Source organism: Arthrobacter sp. StoSoilB20 (assembly GCF_019977295.1).
Classification (GTDB): Bacteria; Actinomycetota; Actinomycetes; order Actinomycetales; family Micrococcaceae; genus Arthrobacter; species Arthrobacter nicotinovorans_A.
The window spans coordinates 1,400,395-1,425,271 of the sequence record NZ_AP024651.1; the positions used below are offsets into that span (position 1 = coordinate 1,400,395).

General features: G+C 62.7%; 24 protein-coding genes. 17 read left to right on the top strand and 7 right to left on the bottom strand.

Going from position 1 to position 24,877, the window contains the following annotated elements; genetic code table 11:
• The first annotated feature begins 5 nt into the window (after nt 1-5).
• Nucleotides 6-158 (top strand): glycine zipper domain-containing protein, encoded by a 153-nt coding sequence (locus LDN85_RS06425; RefSeq protein ID WP_172323851.1) that lies wholly within the window; start codon nt 6-8, stop codon nt 156-158.
• Here LDN85_RS06425 and LDN85_RS06430 read toward each other — a convergent pair.
• Together LDN85_RS06430 and LDN85_RS06435 are read right to left on the bottom strand one after the other, a co-directional pair.
• Nucleotides 155-2,368 carry a hypothetical protein gene (locus LDN85_RS06430; protein ID WP_223944920.1) on the bottom strand — a complete coding sequence of 738 codons (2,214 nt, stop codon included), beginning with the start codon at nt 2,366-2,368 and terminating at the stop codon, nt 155-157. The genes LDN85_RS06425 and LDN85_RS06430 overlap by 4 nt on opposite strands.
• The gene (locus LDN85_RS06435) at nt 2,365-3,288 is read right to left on the bottom strand and encodes a glycoside hydrolase family 43 protein (RefSeq protein ID WP_223944921.1); all 924 of its coding nucleotides are present in this window, start codon (nt 3,286-3,288) and stop codon (nt 2,365-2,367) included. The genes LDN85_RS06430 and LDN85_RS06435 overlap by 4 nt, the downstream gene beginning before the upstream one ends.
• Before the next feature lie 110 nt (nt 3,289-3,398).
• On the opposite strand from LDN85_RS06435, the gene LDN85_RS06440 reads away from it, so the two are divergent.
• Nucleotides 3,399-4,700 (top strand): extracellular solute-binding protein, encoded by a 1,302-nt coding sequence (locus LDN85_RS06440; protein ID WP_026542864.1) that lies wholly within the window; start codon nt 3,399-3,401, stop codon nt 4,698-4,700.
• Between the two features lie 76 nt (nt 4,701-4,776).
• On the opposite strand, the gene LDN85_RS06445 is transcribed toward LDN85_RS06440, so the two are convergent.
• The 5 genes from LDN85_RS06445 to sdhC all read right to left on the bottom strand — a co-directional run bounded on the left by LDN85_RS06445 (nt 4,777) and on the right by sdhC (nt 9,163).
• Nucleotides 4,777-5,553: an alpha/beta fold hydrolase gene (locus LDN85_RS06445; RefSeq protein WP_026542863.1), complete on the bottom strand. Its 777-nt coding sequence runs from the start codon at nt 5,551-5,553 to the stop codon at nt 4,777-4,779.
• Nucleotides 5,554-5,667: 114 nt separating this feature from the next.
• The gene (locus LDN85_RS06450) at nt 5,668-6,450 is read right to left on the bottom strand and encodes a succinate dehydrogenase iron-sulfur subunit (protein ID WP_026542862.1); all 783 of its coding nucleotides are present in this window, start codon (nt 6,448-6,450) and stop codon (nt 5,668-5,670) included.
• Nucleotides 6,450-8,249, bottom strand: a complete 1,800-nt coding sequence (gene sdhA / locus LDN85_RS06455) for a succinate dehydrogenase flavoprotein subunit (protein ID WP_026547511.1) — start codon at nt 8,247-8,249, stop codon at nt 6,450-6,452. The genes LDN85_RS06450 and sdhA overlap by 1 nt, the downstream gene beginning before the upstream one ends.
• A 98-nt stretch (nt 8,250-8,347) precedes the next feature.
• Nucleotides 8,348-8,824: a succinate dehydrogenase hydrophobic membrane anchor subunit gene (locus LDN85_RS06460; RefSeq protein ID WP_026542860.1), complete on the bottom strand. Its 477-nt coding sequence runs from the start codon at nt 8,822-8,824 to the stop codon at nt 8,348-8,350.
• 3 nt (nt 8,825-8,827) lie between these two features.
• Nucleotides 8,828-9,163: a succinate dehydrogenase, cytochrome b556 subunit gene (sdhC, locus tag LDN85_RS06465; protein ID WP_026267095.1), complete on the bottom strand. Its 336-nt coding sequence runs from the start codon at nt 9,161-9,163 to the stop codon at nt 8,828-8,830.
• Nucleotides 9,164-9,461: 298 nt separating this feature from the next.
• On the opposite strand from sdhC, the gene LDN85_RS06470 reads away from it, so the two are divergent.
• The 15 genes from LDN85_RS06470 to LDN85_RS06540 all read left to right on the top strand — a co-directional run bounded on the left by LDN85_RS06470 (nt 9,462) and on the right by LDN85_RS06540 (nt 24,821).
• Nucleotides 9,462-10,595 carry a sugar phosphate nucleotidyltransferase gene (locus LDN85_RS06470; RefSeq protein ID WP_026542859.1) on the top strand — a complete coding sequence of 378 codons (1,134 nt, stop codon included), beginning with the start codon at nt 9,462-9,464 and terminating at the stop codon, nt 10,593-10,595.
• Nucleotides 10,596-10,705: 110 nt separating this feature from the next.
• Nucleotides 10,706-11,911 carry an amidohydrolase gene (locus LDN85_RS06475; protein WP_026547510.1) on the top strand — a complete coding sequence of 402 codons (1,206 nt, stop codon included), beginning with the start codon at nt 10,706-10,708 and terminating at the stop codon, nt 11,909-11,911.
• A 153-nt stretch (nt 11,912-12,064) separates the two neighbouring features.
• A complete protein-coding gene (locus LDN85_RS06480) occupies nt 12,065-12,499 on the top strand; it encodes a MarR family transcriptional regulator (RefSeq protein WP_223944922.1) in 435 nt (144 codons plus the stop codon).
• 53 nt (nt 12,500-12,552) lie between these two features.
• Nucleotides 12,553-12,984 (top strand): organic hydroperoxide resistance protein, encoded by a 432-nt coding sequence (locus LDN85_RS06485; protein WP_026542856.1) that lies wholly within the window; start codon nt 12,553-12,555, stop codon nt 12,982-12,984.
• Nucleotides 12,981-13,991 carry an NADP-dependent oxidoreductase gene (locus LDN85_RS06490; RefSeq protein ID WP_223944923.1) on the top strand — a complete coding sequence of 337 codons (1,011 nt, stop codon included), beginning with the start codon at nt 12,981-12,983 and terminating at the stop codon, nt 13,989-13,991. The genes LDN85_RS06485 and LDN85_RS06490 overlap by 4 nt, the downstream gene beginning before the upstream one ends.
• A 113-nt stretch (nt 13,992-14,104) precedes the next feature.
• On the top strand, nt 14,105-15,343 hold the full coding sequence (locus tag LDN85_RS06495; RefSeq protein WP_035761225.1) for a BMP family ABC transporter substrate-binding protein: 1,239 nt from the start codon (nt 14,105-14,107) through the stop codon (nt 15,341-15,343).
• Nucleotides 15,344-15,478: 135 nt separating this feature from the next.
• On the top strand, nt 15,479-16,999 hold the full coding sequence (locus LDN85_RS06500; protein ID WP_026542853.1) for an ABC transporter ATP-binding protein: 1,521 nt from the start codon (nt 15,479-15,481) through the stop codon (nt 16,997-16,999).
• A complete protein-coding gene (locus tag LDN85_RS06505) occupies nt 16,989-18,329 on the top strand; it encodes an ABC transporter permease (protein WP_026547506.1) in 1,341 nt (446 codons plus the stop codon). Before LDN85_RS06500 ends, LDN85_RS06505 begins: the two co-directional genes overlap by 11 nt.
• Nucleotides 18,326-19,615 (top strand): ABC transporter permease, encoded by a 1,290-nt coding sequence (locus tag LDN85_RS06510; RefSeq protein WP_026542851.1) that lies wholly within the window; start codon nt 18,326-18,328, stop codon nt 19,613-19,615. Before LDN85_RS06505 ends, LDN85_RS06510 begins: the two co-directional genes overlap by 4 nt.
• A gap of 2 nt (nt 19,616-19,617) precedes the next feature.
• A complete protein-coding gene (locus LDN85_RS06515; RefSeq protein ID WP_026542850.1) occupies nt 19,618-20,022 on the top strand; it encodes a cytidine deaminase in 405 nt (134 codons plus the stop codon).
• A complete protein-coding gene (locus LDN85_RS06520; RefSeq protein ID WP_223944924.1) occupies nt 20,019-21,329 on the top strand; it encodes a thymidine phosphorylase in 1,311 nt (436 codons plus the stop codon). Before LDN85_RS06515 ends, LDN85_RS06520 begins: the two co-directional genes overlap by 4 nt.
• An 86-nt stretch (nt 21,330-21,415) precedes the next feature.
• Nucleotides 21,416-22,066: a DedA family protein gene (locus tag LDN85_RS06525; RefSeq protein ID WP_026542848.1), complete on the top strand. Its 651-nt coding sequence runs from the start codon at nt 21,416-21,418 to the stop codon at nt 22,064-22,066.
• Between the two features lie 193 nt (nt 22,067-22,259).
• Nucleotides 22,260-22,955 (top strand): DedA family protein, encoded by a 696-nt coding sequence (locus LDN85_RS06530; protein WP_223945435.1) that lies wholly within the window; start codon nt 22,260-22,262, stop codon nt 22,953-22,955.
• A 62-nt stretch (nt 22,956-23,017) separates the two neighbouring features.
• The gene (locus tag LDN85_RS06535) at nt 23,018-24,160 is read left to right on the top strand and encodes an adenosine deaminase (protein WP_223944925.1); all 1,143 of its coding nucleotides are present in this window, start codon (nt 23,018-23,020) and stop codon (nt 24,158-24,160) included.
• Nucleotides 24,138-24,821, top strand: a complete 684-nt coding sequence (locus tag LDN85_RS06540) for a MazG nucleotide pyrophosphohydrolase domain-containing protein (RefSeq protein WP_223944926.1) — start codon at nt 24,138-24,140, stop codon at nt 24,819-24,821. Before LDN85_RS06535 ends, LDN85_RS06540 begins: the two co-directional genes overlap by 23 nt.
• Nucleotides 24,822-24,877 lie beyond the last annotated feature (56 nt).

Consider the following 24,877-nt stretch of genomic DNA (forward strand, 5'->3'; position numbering starts at 1 on the left):
ACGCCATGAACAATCAACTGTGGATCGGCTGCCTTCTGGGCGCTGCCGTCGGTTTGATCGTTGGCCAGCTGATCTTCAATTCACCGTTCCTGGGCATCCTCATCGGGGTTGGGTTGGGGGCCCTCGTGGGCGCAGCAGTGGGCCCCCGCCGCAGCTAGGGAGCCTGCACCAGCCCCTCCCAGGCAACGGTCCAGTCCGCGGGGAACCCCGGTGCTTGCCGTTCCGGTCCGTTGTCCCAGCCGGCCGCCATGAGGGCCACAGCGGCCAGGAGTCCGCCGTTACCGGGAAGGTACAGCGGCAATGAGTCCGTCTGCCGGTTGTGGCCGTTGGCCAGGACGGTGTTCTTCCCGGCGTCCAGGAGCAGCGCATCAACGGCGGCTTCCGGATCCTCAAGCCGCGCGGCAGTCATGGCCATCACCGGATAGTCCCAACCCCATGTGCTGCCCCAGTCCCAGTCGGCCAAGACATCGGACAGTGTGGCCCGCATGAGGTCCGGATCAATGAGGTCGGTCTGCGGAAGGACCCCGAGAGCGCACAGCATGGAGGGGTGGTCGGTGCGTATGGTGAAGGGCTCGACGTCGATCGCGGCATACACGCCGTCCACCACCCGTGGTGGAACCATGCCATCTGCTACCTCGGACCATGCCGGAACAGGTTCCAGCCCCAGCCTTTCCCGCCACGCCGACGCCGTCCGCAGGCCCCACTGCCAATACGCCAGTTCGAAGGTGGGATTGGTGACCTTGGACCGGATCGAGCCGTAGCTTTCCTGGGCCGGAATCAGGGGTGGCCCCAGTTCGAAGCCGCGCGGGCTGGGGTGGGCAAAGCTTGCCATGAAGGCGGCTGACTCGAAAACGATCTCCGCGAACTCCTCCAGCACCTCCGTGCCCGGGTTGGCCCGGTACACCAGCTCGGCGAGGTGGATGGGGTGCGGCTGCTGCCAGATCAAAAATGTCCCGATCGGGCTGGGGCTCTCGCGCCCATCCGGACCTACCTGCTTGGGCCAGCGGACGCCGTCGAAACCTTGCGCTTTGGCCGTCTGCCGCGAGGTCTCCAGCACGGTGGAGTACCACCGCAAGGACGGGAGCAGAAGTTCCACCCGGTTCCAGTGCGCAAAGTGCGCCGCATGCCACCAGTGCATTTCCAGATGGAAACGGCCACGCCACGAGTTGCACACCAGCCCTGTTTCCTGCGGCGGCAAAGACCCCGAACAGTTGATCGCGGTGAGGTACTGGGACAGCACAATCCGGCGTTCCAGCTCCTTGGCGCGCGGATCGTCGGTGGCATCGAGCTCGATCGCTCCGCCCGAGGACCAGAACGCCGCCCAGTGGGCGGCTGAGGCTTCGATGACGGTACCGGCGGGAGAAAGTTCGACGCCGTTGCCCACCTTTGCGGAGCCGGCCGGCTGCCCGGCGTGGCCGGCGGGCCTGTTGTTGCCTCGCGGGATGCAGTCGCCGTCCCCGGCGGACCGGAACTCAACACAGAAGTCCAGCACTGGTACGGCCAACGCCCCGGACGTTGCCAGGGCGATAACCACGTGGTGCTGCCCGGCTTGTTCCACCGCCAGGTCCTGTCCGGTAATGATGGCCCGATAACGGGAATCATCCAGTTCCCTGTGTGCAGTCCACACTGCAGCACCATGATGTTCGTCCAGGGGGGACGGTCCAGTGAGCGTGGTTGTGTGCGCCTCAGGCCGGGTCCAGTCCGCAGCGTCATGCCATGCCTCGGAGCCGTACGGGAAGCCAATACCCACCACCAAGCCCGCCGCAAGGGCAGTGGACTCGATGCGAAAGCCGAGCTCATCCCGGTCCGGGTGGCACGCCGTCGTGACTTTAACGGGGTGACCGGCAAGTGTGAACCGGCTGATGACCGAGCCCGTCCAGAGGTCCAGCGTTTGTTCCGTCTGAACAATGTCTGCCGGCTCGAGGGGACGTTCACCTCGATGGTCCCTCCACCGGAATCCGATGCGTCCCAGGTCCAGCCGGTGGGCATTGGCCCGGAGCCAGGTTTCGGCCAGGGAGGTGTCCGTTTCGCGATCGTTCACAATCTCACCCACCATGTCCACGTAGGGGACAGGGCCGCGGGGTGAATCGTAGAGGACGGTCGAGCCGGCGAGGTCGTAAGGGTGGGGCGGGGGTACAGAGTGCCAACCCCACTGGGCCTGGGTCCCCAGGAGTGTTCCTGGCGGCAGTTCATCGCGTGCCCCCACTGGATAGTGCTCGGGCAATGATTGGAGCCCGGTGAGGTCCATGGTGAAGGCGAACTCGCCGTTGCCCACGGAGACGGGACTGCGTGGATCCAGCTGGTTCTGGCGGACGTTGTGCCGCTGGACCAATGCCTTGCGATCGATGGGAGGGGATGGCGGGGTCATGTCAGCCTTTCGAAAGGGACGGTGCCGGCAAGTGTGACGGTGTGTTCGAGTTCGTTGAGCGGGAAGAATGCTGCCCGTTCAAAGGGCGTCTTGTTGGGCTGGTGGAGCGTCAGGAACAGGCTGCCATCCAGGTGTCGGCCGATCATTCCGTGCCCCCCATCCGTGCTCCAGAGCGGCTCTGCCTCCTGAATCCATGGCCCCAGTACTGTTCCGGATTCGCTGCGGGCAATGCCCATGGCATAACCGTTGTCGCCAAAACTGGACCAAAGCATGATGAGGTTGCCGCTGCTGAGCCTGAAGAGGAACGGACCGTCGGTAACGAAAACAGGGAATTCCCGGTCGCGGACGGAGGGAACATCGAGGGCGCGCGCCCATGGCGCCTCCGAGGCACTGAAGAGGAAGACAGGAACGCCTTCAGCGGTCCGCAGGTCCGGGCTGAGTCGCTGGGCCATCATGGCGCCGTCGTGCACCTGCTTCCATTCGTGGCAGAAAATGATCCACGGCGTTCCTTCTGCGTCCAGGTGAAGGGTGCCGTCCAGGCATTGCCAGTTTGCGGGAGTGACAGGGCCCTCGCTCCAGGGTTCATAGGGTCCCTCGGGCTCATCAGCGGCAAGAACCTGGGTGCCGCGGAGGCGGCCGGGGCTGATGAACGTCGCAAACATGTAGTAGCGCCCGTGGTATTCGTGGACCTCCGGAGCCCAGTACTGCTCCTGGCTCCAGAAGCCTGGTGGTGGCCTGAAGGCTTCGAAGGGGCCGTCCCACGTGGTCAGGTCGCTGCTTCTGTAGCAGTCGAATCCGGTGGCTTGGCCGGACCAGATGTTCTTGTCCGTGCTGCCGAAGAGCAGGTAGTTTCCGGTGGCCGGCTGGGTCAGCACAAAGGGGTCCCGGAGTTGGATCCGGTCCAAGGGCAGGGGCGGCACGGCATTCTCCTTGAGTGGCCTAAATAGTTCATATCCCAAACTATTGACGAATATACACGGTCTTGATACGTTTCAGGAACCGTTTTCTGAGCCTGAAAGAAGCTTACCCAATGACGCGTAAATCGCTCCGGCATCTCCGGAAATCCATAGCTTTCGTCGCGGCTGTCAGCATGCTTGGCCTCACGGCAGCATGTTCCAGTCCCTCTTCCAACCAGCCCGAGGACGGGCCGGTGGAGATCCGCTTCTCATGGTGGGGAAACGCCACCCGTGCGGATCTGACCAACAAGGCCATCAAGGAGTTCGAGGCCGCCAACCCCAATATCAAGGTCAAGCCGGAGTACGGCGACATCGGGGGTTACTTCGACAAACTGGCCACCCAGGTTGCGGCCAACGACGCCCCGGATGTCATCACCATGGGTGGTGCCTACCCAGCTGAGTACGCCAACCGCGGCGCCCTTCTGGACCTGTCCAAGGTGCAGGGTTCGCTGGATCTTTCCAAGATGGACCAGGGAGCCCTGGAAAACGGGCAGGTCCAAGGCAAGCAGTACGGCGTCTCCACCGGCGCCAACGCCCTGGCCATAGTAGTGAACCCTGCCGTGTTCCAGGCCGCGGGTGTCGCCCTGCCGGACGACGACTCCTGGTCCTGGGACGACTTTGCCAAGACCGCTGCGGACATCACAGCCAAGAGCCCCAAGGGAACCTACGGCACCGCTACCGTCCTGACGCACGATTCCCTGGATGCCTTTGCCCGCCAGCGCGGCAAGTCCCTCTACACGCAGGAGGGACAGCTTGGCCTGGACAAGGAAACCGTGCAGGACTACTTCGACTTCTCCCTGAAGCTCAGTGAATCCGGCGCTGCCCCCAGCGCTTCGGAGACCGTTGAGAAACTGAACGTCAGCACCGAGCAAACACTCATGGGCATGGGCCAGGCCGGCATGATGCTGACCTGGACCAACTCACTGACTGCCCTCAGCAAAGCCTCAGGGGCAGAATTGAAGCTGCTCAAGCTCCCGGGGGAGAAGCCCACGCCCGGAATCTGGCTCCAGTCCTCGCAGTTCTACACCATCTCAGCCCGGAGCAAGCACACAGATGCTGCCGCCAAGCTGGTCAGCTTCCTCATCAACAATGAGGCCGCTGCGAAGATCATCCAGAGCGACCGCGGCGTGCCCAGTAACTCCGGCATGCGCACGGCCATCCAGGACCTCCTGACACCGCAGGGCAAGGCCGAAGCCGCCTACATCGACCAGATCGGCAAGATGGACTTCGCTCCAACCTTCATTGGTCCTACGGGATCCACGGCGGTCTCCGAAATTACCGCCCGCATCAACACCGAGGTACTGTTCAAGAGGCTGAGCCCGGAGAAGGCGGCCGAGCAATGGCTTAGCGAGAGCAAAGCCGCCATCGGCAAGTAGGCAAAAGCAACGCGGGGTCACTTATGGCCACTTTTGAAGCGGTTTAGGGGCACAACTGACCCCGCGTTGCTTTAAGCTAGACGGCGTTGGCGACTTCCAGGTACGGGTCCGCCCATGCACTGATGATGCGGGCCACCCGTGCTGCCTGGCCCTTGCCGGTCAGCAGATGCTCACTGCCCTCAAGGGAGATGAAACTCCGGGGGTGCCGGGCAGTGCGGAAGATTTCACTTGCGTTGTCGATCCCCACGGTGTTGTCGGTAGGGGAGTGCATCACCATCAGGGGCTTGTGGAGGGTTCGGATGCAGTCGCGCAGATCAGCGCGTTCCACGTCCTCCACAAAGTGGCGGCGGACCTCCATGGGCCGGCCGCCAAGATCCACCACCGCGCTGCCGTCGCGCAGGATGTCTTCCATCTCGGTATCGAACATGTGCTCAACATGCTTGGGCTCGTACGGTGCCGCCACAGTCACCACGGCGTTCAGGCCGGGAATGTCGCGGGCTGCGGCGAGCACTGCCGCGCCGCCGAACGAGTGGCCCACCAGCAAGGAAATTGCCCGGCCTTGTTCCCGCATGAACTCCGCGGCCAGGATGGTATCGGCCACTTTGACGCTGAAGGACCCTGCCGACCATTCGCCAGCGGATCCGCCCAGGCCGAGGTTGTCGAAACGCAGCATCCCCACGCCCTGCTCCGCAAGCCCCTTGCAGATGCGCGACGCCGCGGGGCTGTCTTTGCCAAGGGTCAGGCCATGTGAGTACAGGCCCCAGCCGCGGATGGGCCCCTCGGGCACGTCCACGATGCCGGCCAGGGCGTCGCCGGTACTTCCCGTGAAGCTGATCTTTTCAGAGCGTGACACGCTGATCTCCTTGCGTTGCGGAGCCGGTTGCGGCAGTTGATTAACGACGACGGCGCCCCTCACCATCAGTGGTGAGTGGCGCCGTCGTCGTGTGTTCTTGTGGTGAAACGCGAACTAGATCTTGCGGGACAGGATGGCCTGCTTGACCTCTGCGATTGCCTGGGTCACCTGGATGCCACGCGGGCAGGCTTCCGAGCAGTTGAAGGTGGTGCGGCAACGCCACACGCCCTCTTTGTCGTTGAGGATCTCAAGGCGCATGTCGCCGGCGTCATCACGGGAATCGAAAATGAAGCGGTGGGCGTTGACGATCGCCGCAGGACCAAAGTACTGGCCATCGGTCCAGAAGACCGGGCAGGACGAGGTGCAGGCGGCGCACAGGATGCACTTGGTGGTGTCGTCAAAGCGCTCACGGTCCTCAACGGACTGCAGGCGTTCCTTGGTGGGCTCGTGGCCCTTGTTGATCAGGAACGGCATGACTTCGCGGAAGGACTGGAAGAAGGGCTCCATGTCCACGATCAGGTCCTTCTCCACAGGGAGGCCCTTGATCGGCTCGACGGTGATGGGCTTGGTGGTGTCCAGGTCCTTCAGCAGCGTCTTGCAGGCGAGGCGGTTGCGGCCGTTGATGCGCATGGCATCAGAACCACACACGCCGTGGGCGCAGGAGCGGCGGAAGGAAACGCTGCCGTCGATCTCCCACTTGACCTTGTGGAGGGCATCCAGCACACGGTCCGTGCCGTACATGGTCAGCTTGTAGTCGTCCCAACGTGCTTCGTCCGAGATTTCGGGATCGTAGCGGCGCACGCGAAGCGTGATGTGGAACGTCGGAATTTCACCGTCACCGGCAACACTTGCCGGGAGCTCGATCTTGGAAGCGGGCTCTGCCATTTCGGTCGTCATTAGTACTTACGCTCCATCGGCTCGTAACGGGTGAAGATGACGGGCTTCGTCTCAAGACGGATGCCCGCGACGGATTCCGCTGAGGAATCGACGGTGACGGAAGTGTCCAGGTAAGCCATGGAGTGCTTCATGAACTTTTCGTCGTTGCGGTCCGGGAAGTCCTCGCGGTAGTGACCGCCGCGCGACTCTTCACGGTGCAGTGCACCTACGGTCATGACCTTGGCCATGTCCAGGAGGAAGCCCAGTTCCACGGCTTCCAGGAGGTCCAGGTTGAAGCGCTTGCCCTTGTCCTGAACGGTAACGTGCTTGTACCGCTCTTCGAAGGAAGCGATGTCGCGAAGGACCTGCTCCAGGGATTCCTTGGTGCGGAACACCTGCATGTTGGCATCCATGGTGTCCTGCAGTTCCTTGCGGATCTGTGCCACACGCTCGGTACCGTTGCCGGTAAGGAGCCCGTTCAGGATGCCACGGGTCATTGCCTCGGGGTCCTCCGGCAGCTCGACGTAGTCGGCGGTCTTGGAATACTCCGCAGCGGCGATGCCGGCGCGCTTGCCGAACACGTTGATGTCCAGGAGCGAGTTGGTGCCCAGGCGGTTGGAGCCGTGGACGGAAACGCAGGCAACCTCACCGGCGGCGTAGAGGCCCGGCACGATCGTGTCGTTGTCCTGCAGCACTTCAGTGGTGATGTTGGTGGGGATGCCACCCATGGCGTAGTGCGCCGTGGGGAACACCGGAACAGGATCCGTGAACGGTTCCACACCCAGGTAGGTGCGGGCGAACTCGGTGATGTCCGGAAGCTTGGCTTCGATGTGCGCCGGCTCAAGGTGGGTCAGGTCCAGGAGGACGTAATCCTTGTTCGGACCACAACCGCGGCCTTCACGCACCTCGTTGGCCATGGCGCGGGCCACGATGTCGCGGGGTGCGAGGTCCTTGATGGTGGGGGCGTAGCGCTCCATGAAGCGCTCACCTTCGGAGTTACGCAGGATGGCACCTTCACCACGCGCACCCTCGGTAAGGAGGATGCCCAGGCCGGCGAGGCCGGTCGGGTGGAACTGGAAGAACTCCATGTCTTCCAGGGGGATGCCGCGGCGGAACGCGATGCCCATGCCGTCGCCCGTGAGGGTGTGGGCGTTGGAGGTGGTCTTGAAGACCTTGCCGGCGCCACCGGAAGCGAACACCACCGACTTGGCCTGGAAGACGTGGAGCTCACCGGAGGCGAGGTCGTAGGAGACCACACCGGCAACGCGCTTTTGCTTGTACGGGGTTCCGTCTTCGCGCACTGCGTCTTCTTCGACGATCAGCAGGTCCAGGACGTAGTACTCGTTGTAGAACTCAACGTTGTGCTTGACGCAGTTTTGGTACAGCGTCTGCAGGATCATGTGGCCTGTGCGGTCGGCTGCATAGCAAGCACGGCGGACGGGGGCCTTGCCGTGGTCGCGGGTGTGGCCACCGAAGCGGCGCTGGTCAATGCGGCCTTCGGGCGTGCGGTTGAACGGCAGGCCCATCTTCTCCAGGTCCAGCACGGCGTCGATGGCTTCTTTCGCCATGACCTCGGCTGCGTCCTGGTCAACCAGGTAGTCGCCACCCTTGATGGTGTCAAAGGTGTGCCATTCCCAGTTGTCTTCTTCGACGTTGGCCAGTGCTGCACACATGCCACCCTGGGCTGCACCTGTGTGCGAGCGGGTGGGGTAGAGCTTGGTCAGTACCGCGGTGCGTGCGCGCTGACCGGACTCGATCGCGGCGCGCATGCCGGCGCCACCTGCACCGACAATGACGACGTCGTACTTATGGACCTGCATACCAGATGCTCTCTCTTTCAAAAATTCAGTTGGTCGGCGGAGGCTGCTCCGCTACGTCAGGCGAACCGGTTGGCTCGGGAGAGCAACCGGCAGCGCCGCTACGGTGCCGGGCAGAATCCGCCAGGAAGCTGAACGCCGTCGACGACGGGGCACGGGTTGAAGGTGAAGATCACCAGCGTGCCAAGGATGATGATGACCAGGGTGGCCGCGTAGAGGACCATCTTGAGCCAGAAGCGCGTGGAATCCTTCTCGGCGTAGTCGTTGATGATGGTGCGGACGCCGTTGGTACCGTGCAGCATGGCAAGCCACAGCATGGCCAGGTCCCAGAACTGCCAGAACGGATCTGCCCACTTGCCGGCAACGAAGCCGAAGTCGATCGCGTGGATGCCTTCGCCTACCAGCAGGTTCACGAAGAGGTGGCCGAAGATCAGCACCACGAGGACGATGCCGGAGAGGCGCATGAAGAGCCAGGCGATCATCTCGAAGTTTCCACGGCTGGAGCCGGTGCGGTTGTACTTCGGTGCGATTTTTCCGGATCCGATTTTTCCGCTGCGCGGAGATTCGATGGTTGTCATGGCTTAGTGGCCTCCCAGCGCGAGGGAAAGGTGGCGGATGGCGAAGCCGGCGAACGTGACCAGCCACAGCGCAAGCACGACCCACAGCATTTGGCGCTGGTACTTGGCGCCCTTTTTCCAGAAGTCGATGGCAATCACGCGCAGGCCGTTGAAGGCGTGGAAGATGATCGCAGCGACCAGGCCCGTTTCCCCCAGGGCCATGAGGGGGTTCTTGTAAGCACCAATGACGGCCGTGTAGGCCTCGGGGGACACGCGCACCAATGAGGTGTCCAGCACATGGACCAACAAGAAGAAAAAGATCACTACACCGGTAATACGATGTCCAACCCAGGACCACATGCCTTCACGGCCGCGGTACAAGGTGCCAGCTGGTTTTGTCGGCACTGATTAAACCTTCCTGCAACACAGCGGCGCTGGCATGGGATCCACGCAAGGGGAACGCCTGCTGCGAGAGCACTCGTAGCTCACGCCTAAATCTAGGCTTCGCTCACAGCATATTCAATTTAGGACGGGCTTCTCTCCTTGTTAAATCCATGTTTCGTGCCAGTATTCAGGCAATTTTCACCACTTCCTGAGACGAATGCCACATGCGTGGCGCGCTGCAGGGCTTCGCGCCTGCGTCGGATAAAGTGTTGCGGTGAGTACAGAAGACGCAAAATACCCGGAATCGCCCATGAACCGCTTCCATGCGGTTATTCCGGCCGGCGGTGTGGGGACCCGGTTGTGGCCACTCTCGCGGGCCGCAGCGCCCAAGTTCCTTCATGACCTGACCGGTTCAGGCAGCACCTTGCTGAGGGCCACCTATGACCGCCTGGAGCCGCTGGCCGGCGAGCGGGTATTGGTTGTCACCGGTGTTGCCCACCGCGCCGCAGTCTGCCGCCAGCTCCCTGAAGTGGGCGACGACGAACTGGTGCTCGAGAGCGAACCCAAGGACTCCGGTGCCGCGATCGGTCTTGCTGCTGCCATCCTGTACCGCCGTGACCCGGAGACCATCATGGGCTCCTTTGCGGCAGACCAGGTCATCAGTCCGGACGATCTTTTCCAGGAAACCGTGCGCGAGGCCATCTATACCGCCGCAATGGGAAAAATCGTCACCATCGGCATCAAGCCCACGCACCCTTCCACCGGCTTCGGCTACATCCGCTCCGGCGCTGCCCTCCACGTCGAAGGCGCCCCGAATGCGCTGGCCGTTGCGGAGTTCGTTGAGAAGCCAAGCCAGGAAGTAGCCAACAAGTATGTCGAAGCCGGGGACTACGTCTGGAACGCGGGCATGTTCGTGGCTCCCGTGGCACTCATGCTCAAGCACCTTGAAGCCAACCAGCCTGAACTGTTCAAGGGCCTCCAGGAGATCGCGGAGGCCTGGGATACGCCGCAGCGTGCCGAAGTGACTGCCCGGGTTTGGCCTACGCTGCCCAAGATTGCCATTGACTACGCCGTTGCCGAGCCCGCAGCGGCAGCCGGCGATGTCGCCGTCGTGCCCGGTACTTTCCGGTGGGACGACGTCGGCGACTTTGCCGCGATCGGCCGCCTGAACAACGCCGGTGATGTGGACGAAGTGACCGTGCTTGGTGAAGGCGCCCGTGTGTTCGCGGAAAATGCCAGCGGCGTGGTGGTCTCCGATACCAAACGCGTCATTGCACTGATTGGCATCAAGGATGTGGTCATCGTGGACACACCGGACGCGCTCCTGGTCACCACCAAAGAGCACGCGCAACTGGTCAAGGGCACTGTTGATGCCCTCAAGGCCAGCGGCGATACGGACGTGCTGTAACCACCCTCCTTATACCGTGAGCCACCTCTTTGGTTGTCCTGCGCCTGAACGCAGCGTAACCAAGAGGTGGCTTTCGTTCTTCGGAGGCGTGGCATGGCTAGAGTTGTGACGTGCGCAATTACACGACTGAAACCGAGCCAGCTCCCGTTGTGAGTCCTTGGGTGGATGAACTCCTTCCCGGACTCATCGAATTCCGGCGTGACCTCCATGCGCACCCTGAGCTTTCCTTCAAGGAATTCCGCACCACGGACAAGCTCGTGGAGCGGCTTGAGGCCGCCGGGCTGAAGCCCAGGCGACTTGAGGAGACCGGCCTGACCGTTGACGTGGGTGAAGGCCCCATCGCCACCGCCCTTCGTGGTGACATTGACGCACTGCCGATCATTGAGGAAACCGGCTTGCCGTTCGCCTCGAAGAACCATGGTGTGACCCATGCTTGCGGGCACGATGTCCATACCACTGCCATGCTTGGCATCGCTTTGACGCTGCAGCGGATGCACAAGAACAACCCGCTCGGCGGCACGGTCCGGATCATCTTCCAGCCGGCCGAGGAAACCATGCCCGGCGGAGCGCTGGCCTGCATCGAACAGGGAGTGCTGGAAGGCGTGCCGCGTATCCTGGCGCTGCATTGCGATCCGCGGATCAACGTAGGCCAGATCGGCACCCGCATCGGGGCCATCACCTCGGCGTCGGACACCATCAAGATTGAGCTTTCCGGCCGGGGAGGGCACACCTCCAGGCCGCACCTGACCGAGGACCTTGTGTTCGCCCTGGCTCAAATCGCGGTGAACGTGCCGGCAGTCCTTTCCCGCCGCGTGGACGTCCGCAGTGGCGTGTCGGTGGTTTGGGGCCAGATTTCCGCAGGTTCGGCACCCAACGCCATTCCGGGAACCGGCTACATGGCCGGCACCATGCGTTGCCTGGACCGCGACGCCTGGCACAGTGCGGGGGAGTTGCTGGACGACGTCGTCAGGCAGGTTGCCGCGCCCTACGGCGTGGATGTCCATCTGGAACACACCCGTGGCGTGCCTCCCGTGGTGAACTCCGAGCACGAGACTGCCCTCATTGAAGCCTCTGCCCGCGCCGAGCTGGGGGAGAATGCGGTGGTCCTCACGCCGCAGTCCATGGGTGGCGAGGACTTTGCCTGGTTCCTGGCGGACCTTCCCGGTGCCATGATGCGCCTGGGTACCCACACCCCGGGCGGCGAAGAGTACGATCTCCACCGCGGTGACTTCATTGTTGATGAACGCGCCCTCGGCTACGCCATCCGCGTGCTGACCGCAGCTGCCCTGCGAACCATCCGCGACCTCGAACAGTAAACCCACTGAGCAGTAAACGCACTGAACAGTAAACCCACCTGACTCGCAGTTGAGCGCGTTTGACCCGTCAGAACGCGCTCAACTGCGACTCGGTTGGGCACGTCAGGGGCAGATGAGTTGTGCACAATTGAATTGTGCACTATCGTTTTATTCATGAGTGATGCACCCCGCCTCCGCCACCAGGTCTGCTTTGCGCTGTACTCGGCGTCCAAGGCGGCGACGGCGGTCTACCGCCCCGTGCTGGATGACCTCGGCCTAACCTACCCGCAGTACCTGGTGATGCTGGTCCTCTGGGAGCAGGAGCCCCGGAGCGTCCGCGACCTTGGTGCCGAACTCGGCCTGGATTCAGGAACGTTGTCACCCCTCCTGAAGCGCCTTGAGGGCCTGCGCCTGGTGGAACGCCGCCGCTCGGCCGAAGACGAGCGCCGCGTGGACGTTGTTCTGACCGACGCCGGGACCGCCTTGAGCGCCCGTGCCCAGGCCGTTCCCCAGCGCCTCGCCGACGCGGCAGGCCTTTCTGCCGACGAAATCGAACAGCTCCACGCCACGCTCGGCAAACTCACCACGGCCTTGAACAGCTCACTCTGACGAACTCCCGGAAAATCCCGGAACATCCATTCCCGAAGAGAAACGGAAACACCATGAAGACTCTCTACACTGCCGAGGCACTGGCCTCCGGCGAAGGCCGCGATGGCAACGCCCGCACCAATGACGGCAAGCTGGATGTAGCACTGGCCAGCCCCGTGGAGCTCGGCGGCAACGGTGAAGGAACCAACCCGGAGCAGCTCTTTGCTGCCGGCTACGCGGCATGCTTCCACTCCGCCCTGCGCCTGGTGGGCCGCAAGGAACGCGTTGACCTCAGCGACTCCGCAGTGGCTGCCAAGATCCACTTCGGCGCCCTGACGGACAGTGAAGGTTACGGCCTGGCTGCCGAACTCGAGATTGCCCTGCCCGCGCTGGACCGCAGCACCGCTGAAGAGCTGATGGCCAAAGCGCACCAGATCTGCCCTTACTCCAATGCAACCCGCGGCAACATGGCCGTAGACCTCAAGCTCGTGGAGTTCGCAGCATGAGCGCCGTAACTGAAACCCGCGAAATCCAGCTGGCCTCCCGCCCGGTGGGACGCCCGGCCCAGGAGAACTTCCGGCTGGCAGCGGCACCGCTCCCGGAGCTCGCCGAGGGACAGGTTCTGGTGAAGAACCAGTTCATGTCCGTGGATCCGTACATGCGTGGCCGCATGAACGACGTCAAGTCCTACTCCGCGCCGTTCCGTCTGGATGCAGCGCTCGACGGCGGTGCGGTAGGTGAGGTGATCGCGTCCCGTTCGGACGCGCACAAGGTGGGTGACGTCGTCGTGCATCAACTGGGCTGGCGCGAGCACGCTGTAGTGGACGCCGCGGCAACTACTCCCGTCCCGTCGGGGCTGGCCCCGACGTCTGCCTTCCTGGGTGCGCTGGGCATGACGGGGCTGACTGCTTACGCGGGGCTGCTGAAGGTCGCAGAGTTCAAGGAAGGCGACGTCGTGTTCGTCTCCGGAGCCGCTGGGGCCGTCGGTTCCATGGTGGGCCAGATCGCCAAAGCCATGGGTGCATCAAAGGTGATCGGCAGTGCGGGATCCCCGGAGAAGGTTGCCCGGTTGCTGGAGCTCGGTTTTGATGCCGCCTTCAACTACAACGACGCTCCGGTGCTGGACCAGCTCAAGGATGCGGCAGGGGAGCGCGGCATCGATGTCTACTTCGACAACGTTGGCGGAGAACACCTGGAAGCAGCCCTGGCAACCCTGACAGTAGGCGGCCGTGTGGCCATGTGCGGTGCCATTGCACAGTACAACTCCACCGAGCCCCCGGTCGCGCCCCGGAACCTTGCCGTGGCCATCGGCAAGCAGCTCACCCTGCGTGGATTCCTGGTGGGCGGCCAGCGTCAACACGCCCCCGAATTTGCGCAGAAGATGGCCGGATGGCTGGCCGATGGGTCCGTCAGCTATGACGAGACAATCGTTGACGGACTGGAAAACGCACCGCAGGCCTTCATTGACCTGCTGGACGGGGCGAACACCGGAAAGATGCTGGTCCGCCTTTAATCCACAGGTGAATCGCATGTGACTTGCACACCCGGCTACTGCTTGGTAACAAAAGGTCAACAATCTGACCTGGAGGGATCATTTGTGGTAGCTGGGTGTGTTCCAGGCCACTAGTGTTGGTGACATCAATGCGCTTCGGCGCAGCTGCGAGCATCAGTGAAAACAGAATTTCTGCCTCAGGTATAGGAAACGGACACTCATTGACCATCCGTCGTAGCGCCAATCACTTTCTTCCTGGAGGAAAATTGAAGAAACCACTGCGTGCCACCCTGAAGCGCGGTTCAATGGCCGGTGTTGCCACCCTCGGCGCAGCAGCGCTCCTGCTGACCAGTTGTGGACAGGCCCCCGATGCTGGCTCCGGCACCGCCACCAAGAGTGACTTCCTTGGATGCATCGTCTCGGACTCCGGTGGATTCGATGACCAGTCCTTCAACCAGTCCTCGTTCGAAGGCCTCAAGAAGGCTGAGACAGACTTGGGCATCACCGTGAAGTCGGCCGAATCCAAGGCCAACAGCGACTTCGAGACGAACCTCAACGGCATGGTCTCCGCAGGCTGCAACCTCACGGTTACGGTCGGCTTCCTCCTCGGCGACGCCACCAAGGCTGCCGCCGCTGCGAACGCCGACAAGCACTTCGCGATTATCGACTACTCGTACGAAACCCCCATCACCAACGTGAAGCCGATCGTCTATGACACGGCACAAGCGGCCTACCTGGCAGGCTACGCAGCTGCGGCCACGTCCAAGACGGGCAAGGTGGGTACCTTCGGCGGCATCAAGATCCCCACGGTCACCATCTTCATGGACGGCTTCTACGACGGTGTCCAGGCCTACAACAAGGCCAAGAACAAGACCGTCCAGGTTGTCGGCTGGGACAAGAACACCCAGGACGGCTCATTCACGGGTGACTTCGAGAAGCAGGACACCGGCAAGCAGGTCACCATCAACCTGCTGGACCAGGGCGCGGACATCATCATGCCCGTGGCCGGACCGGTTGGTAAGGGTGCAGGCGCTGCGCTGAAGGAAGCCAAGGCCTCAGGCAAGGACGTCAAGCTCATCTGGGTTGACTCCGACGGCTACCTCACCGCCCCCGAATACAAGGACCTCATGCTGACCTCCGTGGTCAAGCAGATGGGCGAGGCCGTTGAAACCGTGGTGAAGGATGACAAGGACGGCAAGTTCACCAACGAGGCCTACGTTGGCACGTTGGAAAACGATGGCGTTGCGATTGCTCCGTTCCACGACCTTGACTCGGCCGTGACCGCAGAAACCAAGTCCGAACTCGATGCCCTGAAGGCAGACATCGTCTCCGGCAAGTTGGTCGTCGAATCGGCAGCGAGCCCCAAGAAGTAAATCAATTCCTGGACGCGCCGCCAGTACCGAGCCCCGGTACTGGCGGCGCGTTTTTGCCCTGACTACGCTGGGCCTCAAAGCCAGTGGCTTTGGAGCAGTACAGCTGTCCCTCGGACTCACAGAACGGTGGGAGTTGTGAAACTCGAATTGAAGGGGATCTCGAAAGCCTTCGGGACCTTCTACGCCAACCAAGACATCGACCTCGTCGTCGAATCCGGCCAGATCCATTGCCTCCTGGGCGAAAACGGTGCCGGTAAATCAACCCTGATGAACGTGCTGTACGGGCTGTATGAGCCCACAGCAGGCCAGATCCTGGTGGATGACCAACCGGTCAACTTCCGTGGACCTGGCGACGCCATGGCAGCAGGTATTGGCATGGTGCACCAGCACTTCATGCTGGTTCCCGTTTTCACGGTGGCAGAAAACGTGGCGCTCGGCGCAGAACCCACCACTTTTGGCGGCGTGCTGAGCATGGAAGAAACCCGGAAGAAAATCCGTGAAATTTCGGATCAATACGGCTTCGACGTCGATCCCGACGCCCTCGTGGAGGACCTCCCCGTGGGCGTCCAGCAGCGCGTCGAAATCATCAAGGCGCTGGTCCGCGAAGCCAAAGTCCTGATCCTGGACGAACCCACGGCTGTGCTGACACCCCAGGAAACCGATGAACTCCTGGACATCATGCGCCAGCTCAAGGCCGGCGGCACCTCCATTGTGTTCATTTCGCACAAGCTGCGGGAAGTGAAAGCTGTCTCCGACGTCATTACCGTGGTCCGCCGCGGCAAAGTGGTGGGCGATGCACCTCCTACGGCATCGGCCACTGAACTGGCATCGATGATGGTGGGCCGTCCCGTCAGCTTGAGCCTGAACAAGGCCCCGGCGCAACCGAAGGACACCACGTTCGTGGTGGAGAACCTGACGGTCCGGGCAGCCAACGGCACCAACGTGGTGGACGGGATCAGCTTCGGAATCGCCCAAGGCGAGATCCTCGCCGTCGCCGGTGTACAAGGCAACGGCCAGACGGAGCTCACCGAAGCGATCCTCGGAATCCAGGACCATGTCACTGGTTCGGTGACGCTGGATGGCAAGGAGCTGCTGGGGCTTTCCGTCAAGGAAGTCCTGCGCTCCGGCGTTGGGTTCGTGCCGGAGGACCGCTCGGTGGACGGGCTGGTTGGTCCCTTCTCCGTAGCTGAGAACCTGGTCCTGGACCTCTATGACCAAGCACCGTTTGCCAGCGGAATCAGCATGAAACCTGCAAAGGTCTCCGAGCACGCAAAGACCAAGATTGCGGAGTTCGATATCCGGACGCCCTCCGCGGCGTCGGCTGCCGGAACATTGTCCGGCGGCAACCAGCAGAAAGTGGTCATGGCCAGGGAACTGTCCCGGCCCCTGCGGTTGTTTATTGCCAGCCAGCCCACACGCGGCGTGGACGTCGGTTCCATCGAATTCCTGCACAAACGGATCGTTGCCGAACGCGATGTTGGAACACCGGTCATGATTGTTTCCACCGAGCTCGATGAAGTCATTGAACTCGCAGACCGGATTGCCGTGCTGTACAAGGGCAAGCTCGTCGGTATTGTCCCCGGCGGGACGTCGCGGGACACGCTCGGATTGATGATGGCCGGAGTCGGCCCGGAAGGAGGCTCCGATGACAACTAAAGACGAGTCCAACAAGGCCCCTGCACCCGAGGAATCCACGGCTGAAGTCCGTGCCGCTGACGTGGCGCTGGACACCGCAGGAGGAACGCTGGAACCCTCCATTGTGCCTGTTTCATCCCAAAGCGGGGACCCTGGCCACCAGCAGGGCAGCGTCCTGCGCCGGATCGTCATGGGCAACGGTTTTGTCTCTGTCCTGGCGGTCCTGGTTGCCCTGTTCCTGGGCGGCCTGTTGATCGCCAGCACCGATACCCAGGTAGCCAAAACCGCGGGTTATCTCTTTGCCCGGCCCACGGACTTCCTCAATGCGTTGTGGGCGGCCATGACCGAGAGCTACGTTGCGCTCTTTCAAGGCTCCGTCTTCAGCGCACGTGAGGGATTCAAGCCCTTGCTCGAGACCATGACCGTGGCAACGCCCCTGATCTGCGCCGGCCTTGGAGTGGCCCTGGCCTTCCGTGCAGGGCTGTTCAACATTGGTGCGCAAGGCCAGATCATCATCAGTGCCACGCTGGCGGCCTATGTCGGTTTCACCTGGCACCTGCCGTTCGGCCTGCACCTGCTGGTGGTCATCATCATGGGTGTCCTGGGTGGCGCCGTGTGGGGCGGGATCGTCGGCATCCTCAAAGCCCGGACCGGGGCGCATGAGGTCATCGTGACCATCATGCTGAACTACGTGGCGCTGTTCCTGTTGGACTTCCTCCTCAATACAGCTGCCTTCCGCCGTCCAGGCGACAGCAGCCCCATCTCGCCGCGCCTGGATGAGTCGGCGACATATCCGGTGCTCATCCCGGGATCCCGGCTGCACCTTGGGTTCCTGGTGGCCATCGCACTGACCTTTGGCGTGTGGTGGTTGCTGAACCGTTCCACCATCGGCTTCGAATTCCGGGCAGTGGGGGCCAACCCCATCGCAGCCCGGACAGCCGGTGTCAACGTACCCCGCGCCACCATCCTGGTGATGGCCATGGCCGGCGCCCTCGCCGCATTTGGCGGAGTAGCCCAAGTGGCCGGCACCGAGAAAGTGCTGACCGGCGGCGTCGCCGCCCAGATCGGTTTTGACTCCATCACCGTTGCACTGCTGGGACGGAGCACGCCCTGGGGGACGTTCTTTGCCGGCCTGCTGTTTGGAGCTTTCCGTGCAGGGGCCGTGCAGATGCAGATCCAGACGGGGACGCCAATCGACATCGTGTTGGTGGTCCAGTCCCTGATCGTTCTCTTCATCGCGGCACCGCCGCTGATCAGGTCGATTTTCCGGCTTGAGCAAAAGAAGAAGAACAAGACACCGAAAGCGGCTCCCAAGGCTGCCCTCGTCAACGCCTCCGGAGGTGCCAAATGAGCGCGACAACCACCGCTCCGACGTCGGGATCAACGGCCCTGCCGGCCTTCCGGCCATCCATGAAAGTCCCGCTCTCCCTCGGCATCCTTGCCCTCATAGCCCTGGTGTTCTTCGGCTTCCTGGGCCCGGACCAGACCGCCGAAATGAAGATCAGCGACGCCGGTGACGCCGTCGCCGTACCCGCCCTTATGATTCCCGGGCAGGTGGGCGGTGTGGTCTTTGGCATCCTGCTCCTGGCCATGGCCGCCTATTCCATCTACCTCTGGACGCAGGGGGAGCGCTCACCGAAGTGGCTTCCGATCGTGTTCGCCGTGGTTTTTGTCTTCGCTTTGCTTGTCTGGATCGTGGCAGGGGCACGGCAGCCCTCCATTTCACTGGCCGGCCTGGTTGCCGGCTCGGTGACCCTGGCGGTGCCGCTGGTCTTTGGTTCTCTCTCAGGCGTGCTTTGTGAGCGTGTAGGCGTAGTAAACATCGCCATCGAGGGCCAGCTCCTGGGTGGCGCATTCACTGCTGCCCTGGTGGCCACGATGACTGGCAGCCCGTACATTGGCCTCATTGCAGCCGCTGCTGCCGGTGCCGCTGTATCCATGGTCCTGGCGGTCTTCAGCATCAAGTACCTGGTCAACCAGATCATCGTGGGCGTTGTCCTCAACGTCCTCGTGTCGGGTCTGACCGGCTTCCTCTACGGCACTTTGATGGTGCCCAACAAGGAGCAGTTCAACACCCCGGGGCGGCTTGATATCCTGCCGATCCCGCTGCTCTCGGACATCCCCATCATTGGTCCCATCCTCTTTGAGCAATCCATCGCGGGCTACCTCATGTACGTGGCTGTGGCTGTGGTGTGGTTCGGCCTGTTCAAGACCCGGTGGGGCCTGCGTGTCCGCGCTGTCGGCGAGCACCCGCAGGCTGCCGACACCCTGGGCATCAACGTCAACGCCACCCGTTTCTGGAATGTCACTTTGGGTGGTGCCATCGCTGGTATCGGCGGCGCGGTGTTCACCCTGGTGACCATCGACTCCTTCACCAAGGACATCTCCGGCGGCCGTGGCTTCATCGCCCTGGCAGCGTTGATCTTTGGCCGGTGGAACCCGATCGGCGCTTTCCTTGCATCGCTCCTGTTCGGCTTTGCGTACAACCTGCAGTCCATCCTGGGCATTATTGGTACTCCGGTGCCCAGCCAGTTCATGGCCATGCTGCCGTATCTGGTGACCATCTTCGCCGTCGCCGGGCTGGTGGGTAAGTCACGGGGACCGGCGGCCAGCGGCATACCGTATGTGAAGGGTTGACGATGCCTGCGAATGACATTGACTGGCAGGCACTGGAAGTTGCTGCAAAGCAGGCCATGCTCAACGCCTACGCCCCGTATTCGAAGTTCCCGGTGGGGGCTGCGGCCCTCACCGAGGACGGCCGGATCATCAGTGGTTGCAACGTGGAGAATGCCAGCTATGGCCTGACCCTCTGCGCCGAATGTGCCCTGGTGGGCCAGCTCCACATGACCGGGGGCGGCAGGATCGCCGCGTTCTACTGCGTGGATGGCCAAGGCAACATCCTCATGCCCTGCGGGCGTTGCCGGCAGTTGCTCTACGAATTCAGGGCGCCCGGAATGCAGCTCATGACAACTCAGGGAATCAAATCCATGGACCAGGTGCTGCCTGACGCCTTTGGTCCCGAACACCTGGAGGAAACCACGTGACCAGCACTGAAGCGTTCGACGCCGTCCAGATCATTTCCATTAAGCGGGACAAGGGCACGCTCACGCCTGAGCAGATCGACTGGACCATTGATGCCTACACCCGCGGTGTGATTGCCGAGGAACAGATGGCTGCGCTGAACATGGCCATCCTGCTGAACGGAATGGACCGCTCAGAGATCTCGCGGTGGACTTCGGCCATGATCGCCTCGGGGGAGCGGATGGACTTTTCGTCCCTGACAAGGCCCGACGGCGGCCGGAAGGCTACCAGCGACAAGCACTCCACCGGGGGAGTCGGGGACAAGATCACGCTGCCGCTGGCACCGCTGGTGGCCGTGTTCGGCGTCGCCGTTCCGCAGCTTTCGGGCCGCGGACTCGGCCACACCGGCGGAACCCTGGACAAGCTCGAGGCCATCCCCGGGTGGAGGGCCAACCTCAGCAACGACGAAATCATGGCCCAACTCCAGGACGTTGGCGCTGTCATTTGCGCCGCGGGCTCCGGGCTCGCCCCGGCGGATAAGAAGCTCTATGCCTTGCGTGACGTCACGGGCACAGTGGAAGCCATCCCGCTGATTGCTTCCTCGATCATGAGCAAGAAGATCGCCGAAGGAACGGGCTCCCTGGTGCTGGACGTCAAGGTGGGTTCGGGCGCGTTCATGAAGGACGAAGCGCGGGCCCGCGAACTGGCAGAGACCATGGTGGCCCTGGGCAAGGACGCCGGCGTACATACCGTTGCGCTGATCACGGATATGTCCACGCCGCTGGGGTTGACCGCCGGAAATGCGATCGAAGTCGAGGAATCCGTGGAGGTCCTTGCCGGCGGCGGTCCGGAAGACGTCGTTGAGTTGACTGTCCGGTTGGCCGAGGAGATGCTGGCCGGTGCCGGGATCCACGACGCCGACCCCGCGGCCGCCTTGAAGGACGGCCGTGCCATGGACGTCTGGAACCGGATGATCCAAGCGCAGGGTGGCGACCCGCGTGCCGCCCTTCCGGTGGCAAAGGAATCCGAGGTTGTCTATGCACCTGCGGATGGTGTCCTGATGGAACTGGATGCGCTGTCTGTGGGCGTGGCCGCTTGGCGCCTCGGTGCCGGGCGGGCCCGCAAGGAAGACCAGGTCCAGGCAGGGGCCGGTGTGCGGCTGCACGCCAAGCCCGGCGCCTTGGTCCGTGCGGGTGAGCCACTCATGACGCTCCTGACGGATACCCCTGGGAAATTCGAGCGGGCCAAGGAAGCGCTCCAGGAGGCCGTGGTGATTGCGCCGGAGGGTTCACGCCCGGCGCACCAGCTCATCATCGACCGCATCGCCTAGGCTTAAGTGTTCCGGGTTGTTTGCCAAGAGCAGCCCGGAACACCAGTCATCCGGCGCCATTGGGAGCCGGCTACCTTAAGGAAACCGTGCAGGCCATCAACGATTTCATCCTCGCCGCGGCCGGGCAGCCATGGGTGTTGTTCCTGGTGCTGGCTTGCTGCGTCATTGATGGCTTCTTCCCGCCCATCCCGAGTGAGTCGGTAGTGGTAGGCCTCAGCGCGGTTTCCGGAAGCAGCGGCTTGCCCAACGTATGGCTGCTGGGATTGATGGCTGCCATTGGCGCCTTTTCCGGGGACAACATCGCGTACATCATCGGCCGGCGCATCGGCATCCAGCGTTGGCGTTGGATGCGTACCCAGCGGATGCAAGGCGCCTTCCGCTGGGCCGGGAAGGAACTTCGACGCCGGTCTGCCTCGCTGATCATGGTGGCCCGGTTCATCCCCATCGGCAGGGTGGCCGTCAACCTGACGGCAGGCGCCACGCATTTCCACCATCGGCGCTTTGTCGCCCTGACGGCCATGTCCGCTGTCCTGTGGGCCACGTATTCGGTGATCCTTGGCTACTTCTTTGGTGTCTGGTTCGAGGACAACCACCTTCTGGGTGCCGTCATAGCGATCGTGGTGGCCGTCATCCTGGGCATCATCATTGATCGGATCATCAGCAAGGTCCGGGGATCGGTGCCTTTGGACGGTAAGAACATACCCGGCGAAGACGCCCCGGCTCCACCCACGGTATGACGCCGGGAGCCCCGGAAGATCAGCCCCGCGGTTGACGACGGCACCATCCCGGCAGCTATAGCGTTAAGCGTGTGATCCCGAGGCTGGGGCGTAGCGAACGACGTCCCGGCCATGGGACACTAAGAGCGACTTCCGTCACAGTGTCAAGTCATATTCGCCTAGGAGCTACCGCCGCGTGGAGTTTTTGAACCAAATGCTCGAGCATGCAGCCGGGCAGCCATGGATATACCCGGTACTCCTGGTCTTCTTTTTCATTGACGGATTTGCCACCATCCTGCCCAGCGAAACAGCCATTGTCGGCCTCTCGGCGCTGTCCCTTCACAGCGGAGAACCCAACCTCTGGATCCTGGGCGCAACGGCACTGGTAGGTGCCATGGCCGGTGACAACATGGCCTACATGCTGGGCCGGAAAATCGGTCTCACCCGCTGGAAGTGGATGCGCAGGCCCAAGGTCCAGAAAATGTTTGCCTGGGCACAGTATGAGCTCGACAAGCGCGGCGCAGTCCTCATTTTCACGGCCCGGTACATCCCTTGGGGAAGGGTCGCGGTGAACTACGTTGCCGGGCAGACCGGGTTCCGCCACCGGACCTTCTTCTGGCTGGACGCCTTCGCCTGCGTCACCTGGGTTGCCTACTCGATTGGCATCGGCCTCCTTGCCGGTCAATGGGTGCATAACAACCCGCTCCTTGGAGTCGGCATCGCAGTCGCCTTCGCCGTAATTTTGGGCATCGTAGTGGACCACGCCCTGCGCTGGTGGCACAAGTACCTTGAAAAGAAGGACCTGGCCAAGGACACTGCTGCCGGTGCCGAATCACCGGTTTCCGGTCCTGATTCCGGTCCCACCGAAAAGGCTGTCGCCGGCGTCGACCTCTCCAAGCCGGCCAGCTAGTCGTGGCCGGCAGGTAAAAGAGCAGTACTGGCCAAGGCCCCGGTGGGGACTAGTCTTAGTACGTGACTGAGCCCATACTTGACGCCGCCCCTGCCCTTGACTTCGACCTGAAGAGCCTGCCCAAGGTTTCCCTCCACGACCACCTGGACGGAGGCCTCCGACCCGCCACCATCATTGAGCTCGCTGCGGAGGTCGGCCACACCCTGCCCTCCACCGACCCTGTCGCGCTGGGCGAATGGTTCCGCGAATCAGCCGACTCCGGATCCCTGGTCCGTTACCTCGAAACGTTCGACCACACCATTGCCGTCATGCAGACCAAGGAAGGCCTGTTCAGGGTCGCCAAGGAGTTCGTCGAAGACCTTGCCGAGGACGGCGTGGTCTACGGTGAAGTCCGCTGGGCGCCGGAACAGCACTTGCAGAAGGGCCTGACCCTGGACGAGGTTGTTGAGGCCGTCCAGACCGGTCTCGAAGCCGGTGTTGACGCCGCTGACGAACGCGGCCGGCAGATCCAGGTGGGCCAGCTCATCACCGCCATGCGCCACGCCGACCGTGGCCAGGAAATCGCCGAGCTCGCCGTCCGCCACCGTGCCAACGGTGCTGTTGGTTTTGATATTGCCGGCGCCGAGGACGGCTTCCCGCCGTCCCGTTTCAAGGACGCCTTCACTTACCTCGCCGAAAACAACTTCCCGGCCACCGTCCATGCCGGCGAAGCAGCAGGTTTGGACAGCATCCAGTCCGCGCTGGTTGACGGCCGCGCTTTGCGCCTGGGCCATGGTGTCCGGATCGCCGAGGACATCTCGGTGGAGTTCGAAGACAACTCCGACGACGACGGCGAGGACACCGTTGGCATGGTGACGATTGGCAGCATTGCCGCCTGGGTCCGCGACCGCGGCATTGCCTTGGAAATCTGCCCTTCCTCCAACCTGCAGACCGGCGCCATTTCCGGTTTTGGTGATGGCATCGAGAGCCACCCGGTGGACATGCTTTTCCAGCTCGGTTTCAATGTCACCATCAACACCGACAACCGCCTCATGAGCGGGGTCACCCTGACCGATGAGTTGGAGCTCCTGGTGGAGACCTTCGACTACGACCTCGATGATCTCCTCGAACTGACGCTCAATGCTGCCGAGGCTGCCTTCCTGCCGTTGGACGAGCGTGAAGCCCTGGTTGAGTACATCAACGATGCCTACGCCAACCTCGGCTAAGGACTCCAATGAGCTCGAAGAGCTCATCCGGACGATCGCAGCACTGCGTGAGCACTGCCCCTGGATGGGTGCGCTGACGCACGAGTCGCTGGTGGAATACCTGATTGAGGAAGCCTACGAAGTAGTGGACTCGATCGAAGCCGGCGCTGTTGACGACGAGCTTCGCGGCGAGTTGGGCGATGTACTGCTGCAAGTGGTGCTTCACGCCCGGCTCGCCGAGGAGCGCGGCAGCTTTGATTTCGCTGCCGTAGCCCGGGGCATCAACGCCAAGATGGTCCGGCGAAACCAGCACGTGTTCAGGGCGGACGGTTCCCTGCGGGATTCTTTCCCGGCCAGCGTCGAGGAAATCATCGTCAAGTGGGACGCCGCTAAACGCGCCGAGAAGCCGGAACGGAAGGATCCCTTCGAGGGCATCCCGCCGCACCTTCCTGCCTTGGCTGCGGCCCAGAAGTCCCTGGATAGGGCAGCCCGCGCAGGGATGGCCGATCCACAAGGTGCGTTGGCCGCCGTCGGACTTCCTGCCATCCCTGCCTCGGAAGAGGCCCTGGGGGAGCTGCTTCTCGCCGTTGTCGCGGGTGCCCGGGAGCAAGGACTCGACGCCGAACGGGCCCTTCGTGCCGCTGTCCGATCGTTCCAGAGCACCAGGGCACAGCCTTCATGACGTGGGTCTTTGGAAATTGTGCCGTAACCTGAGCCACTCTCGACTACGCTAGTAGC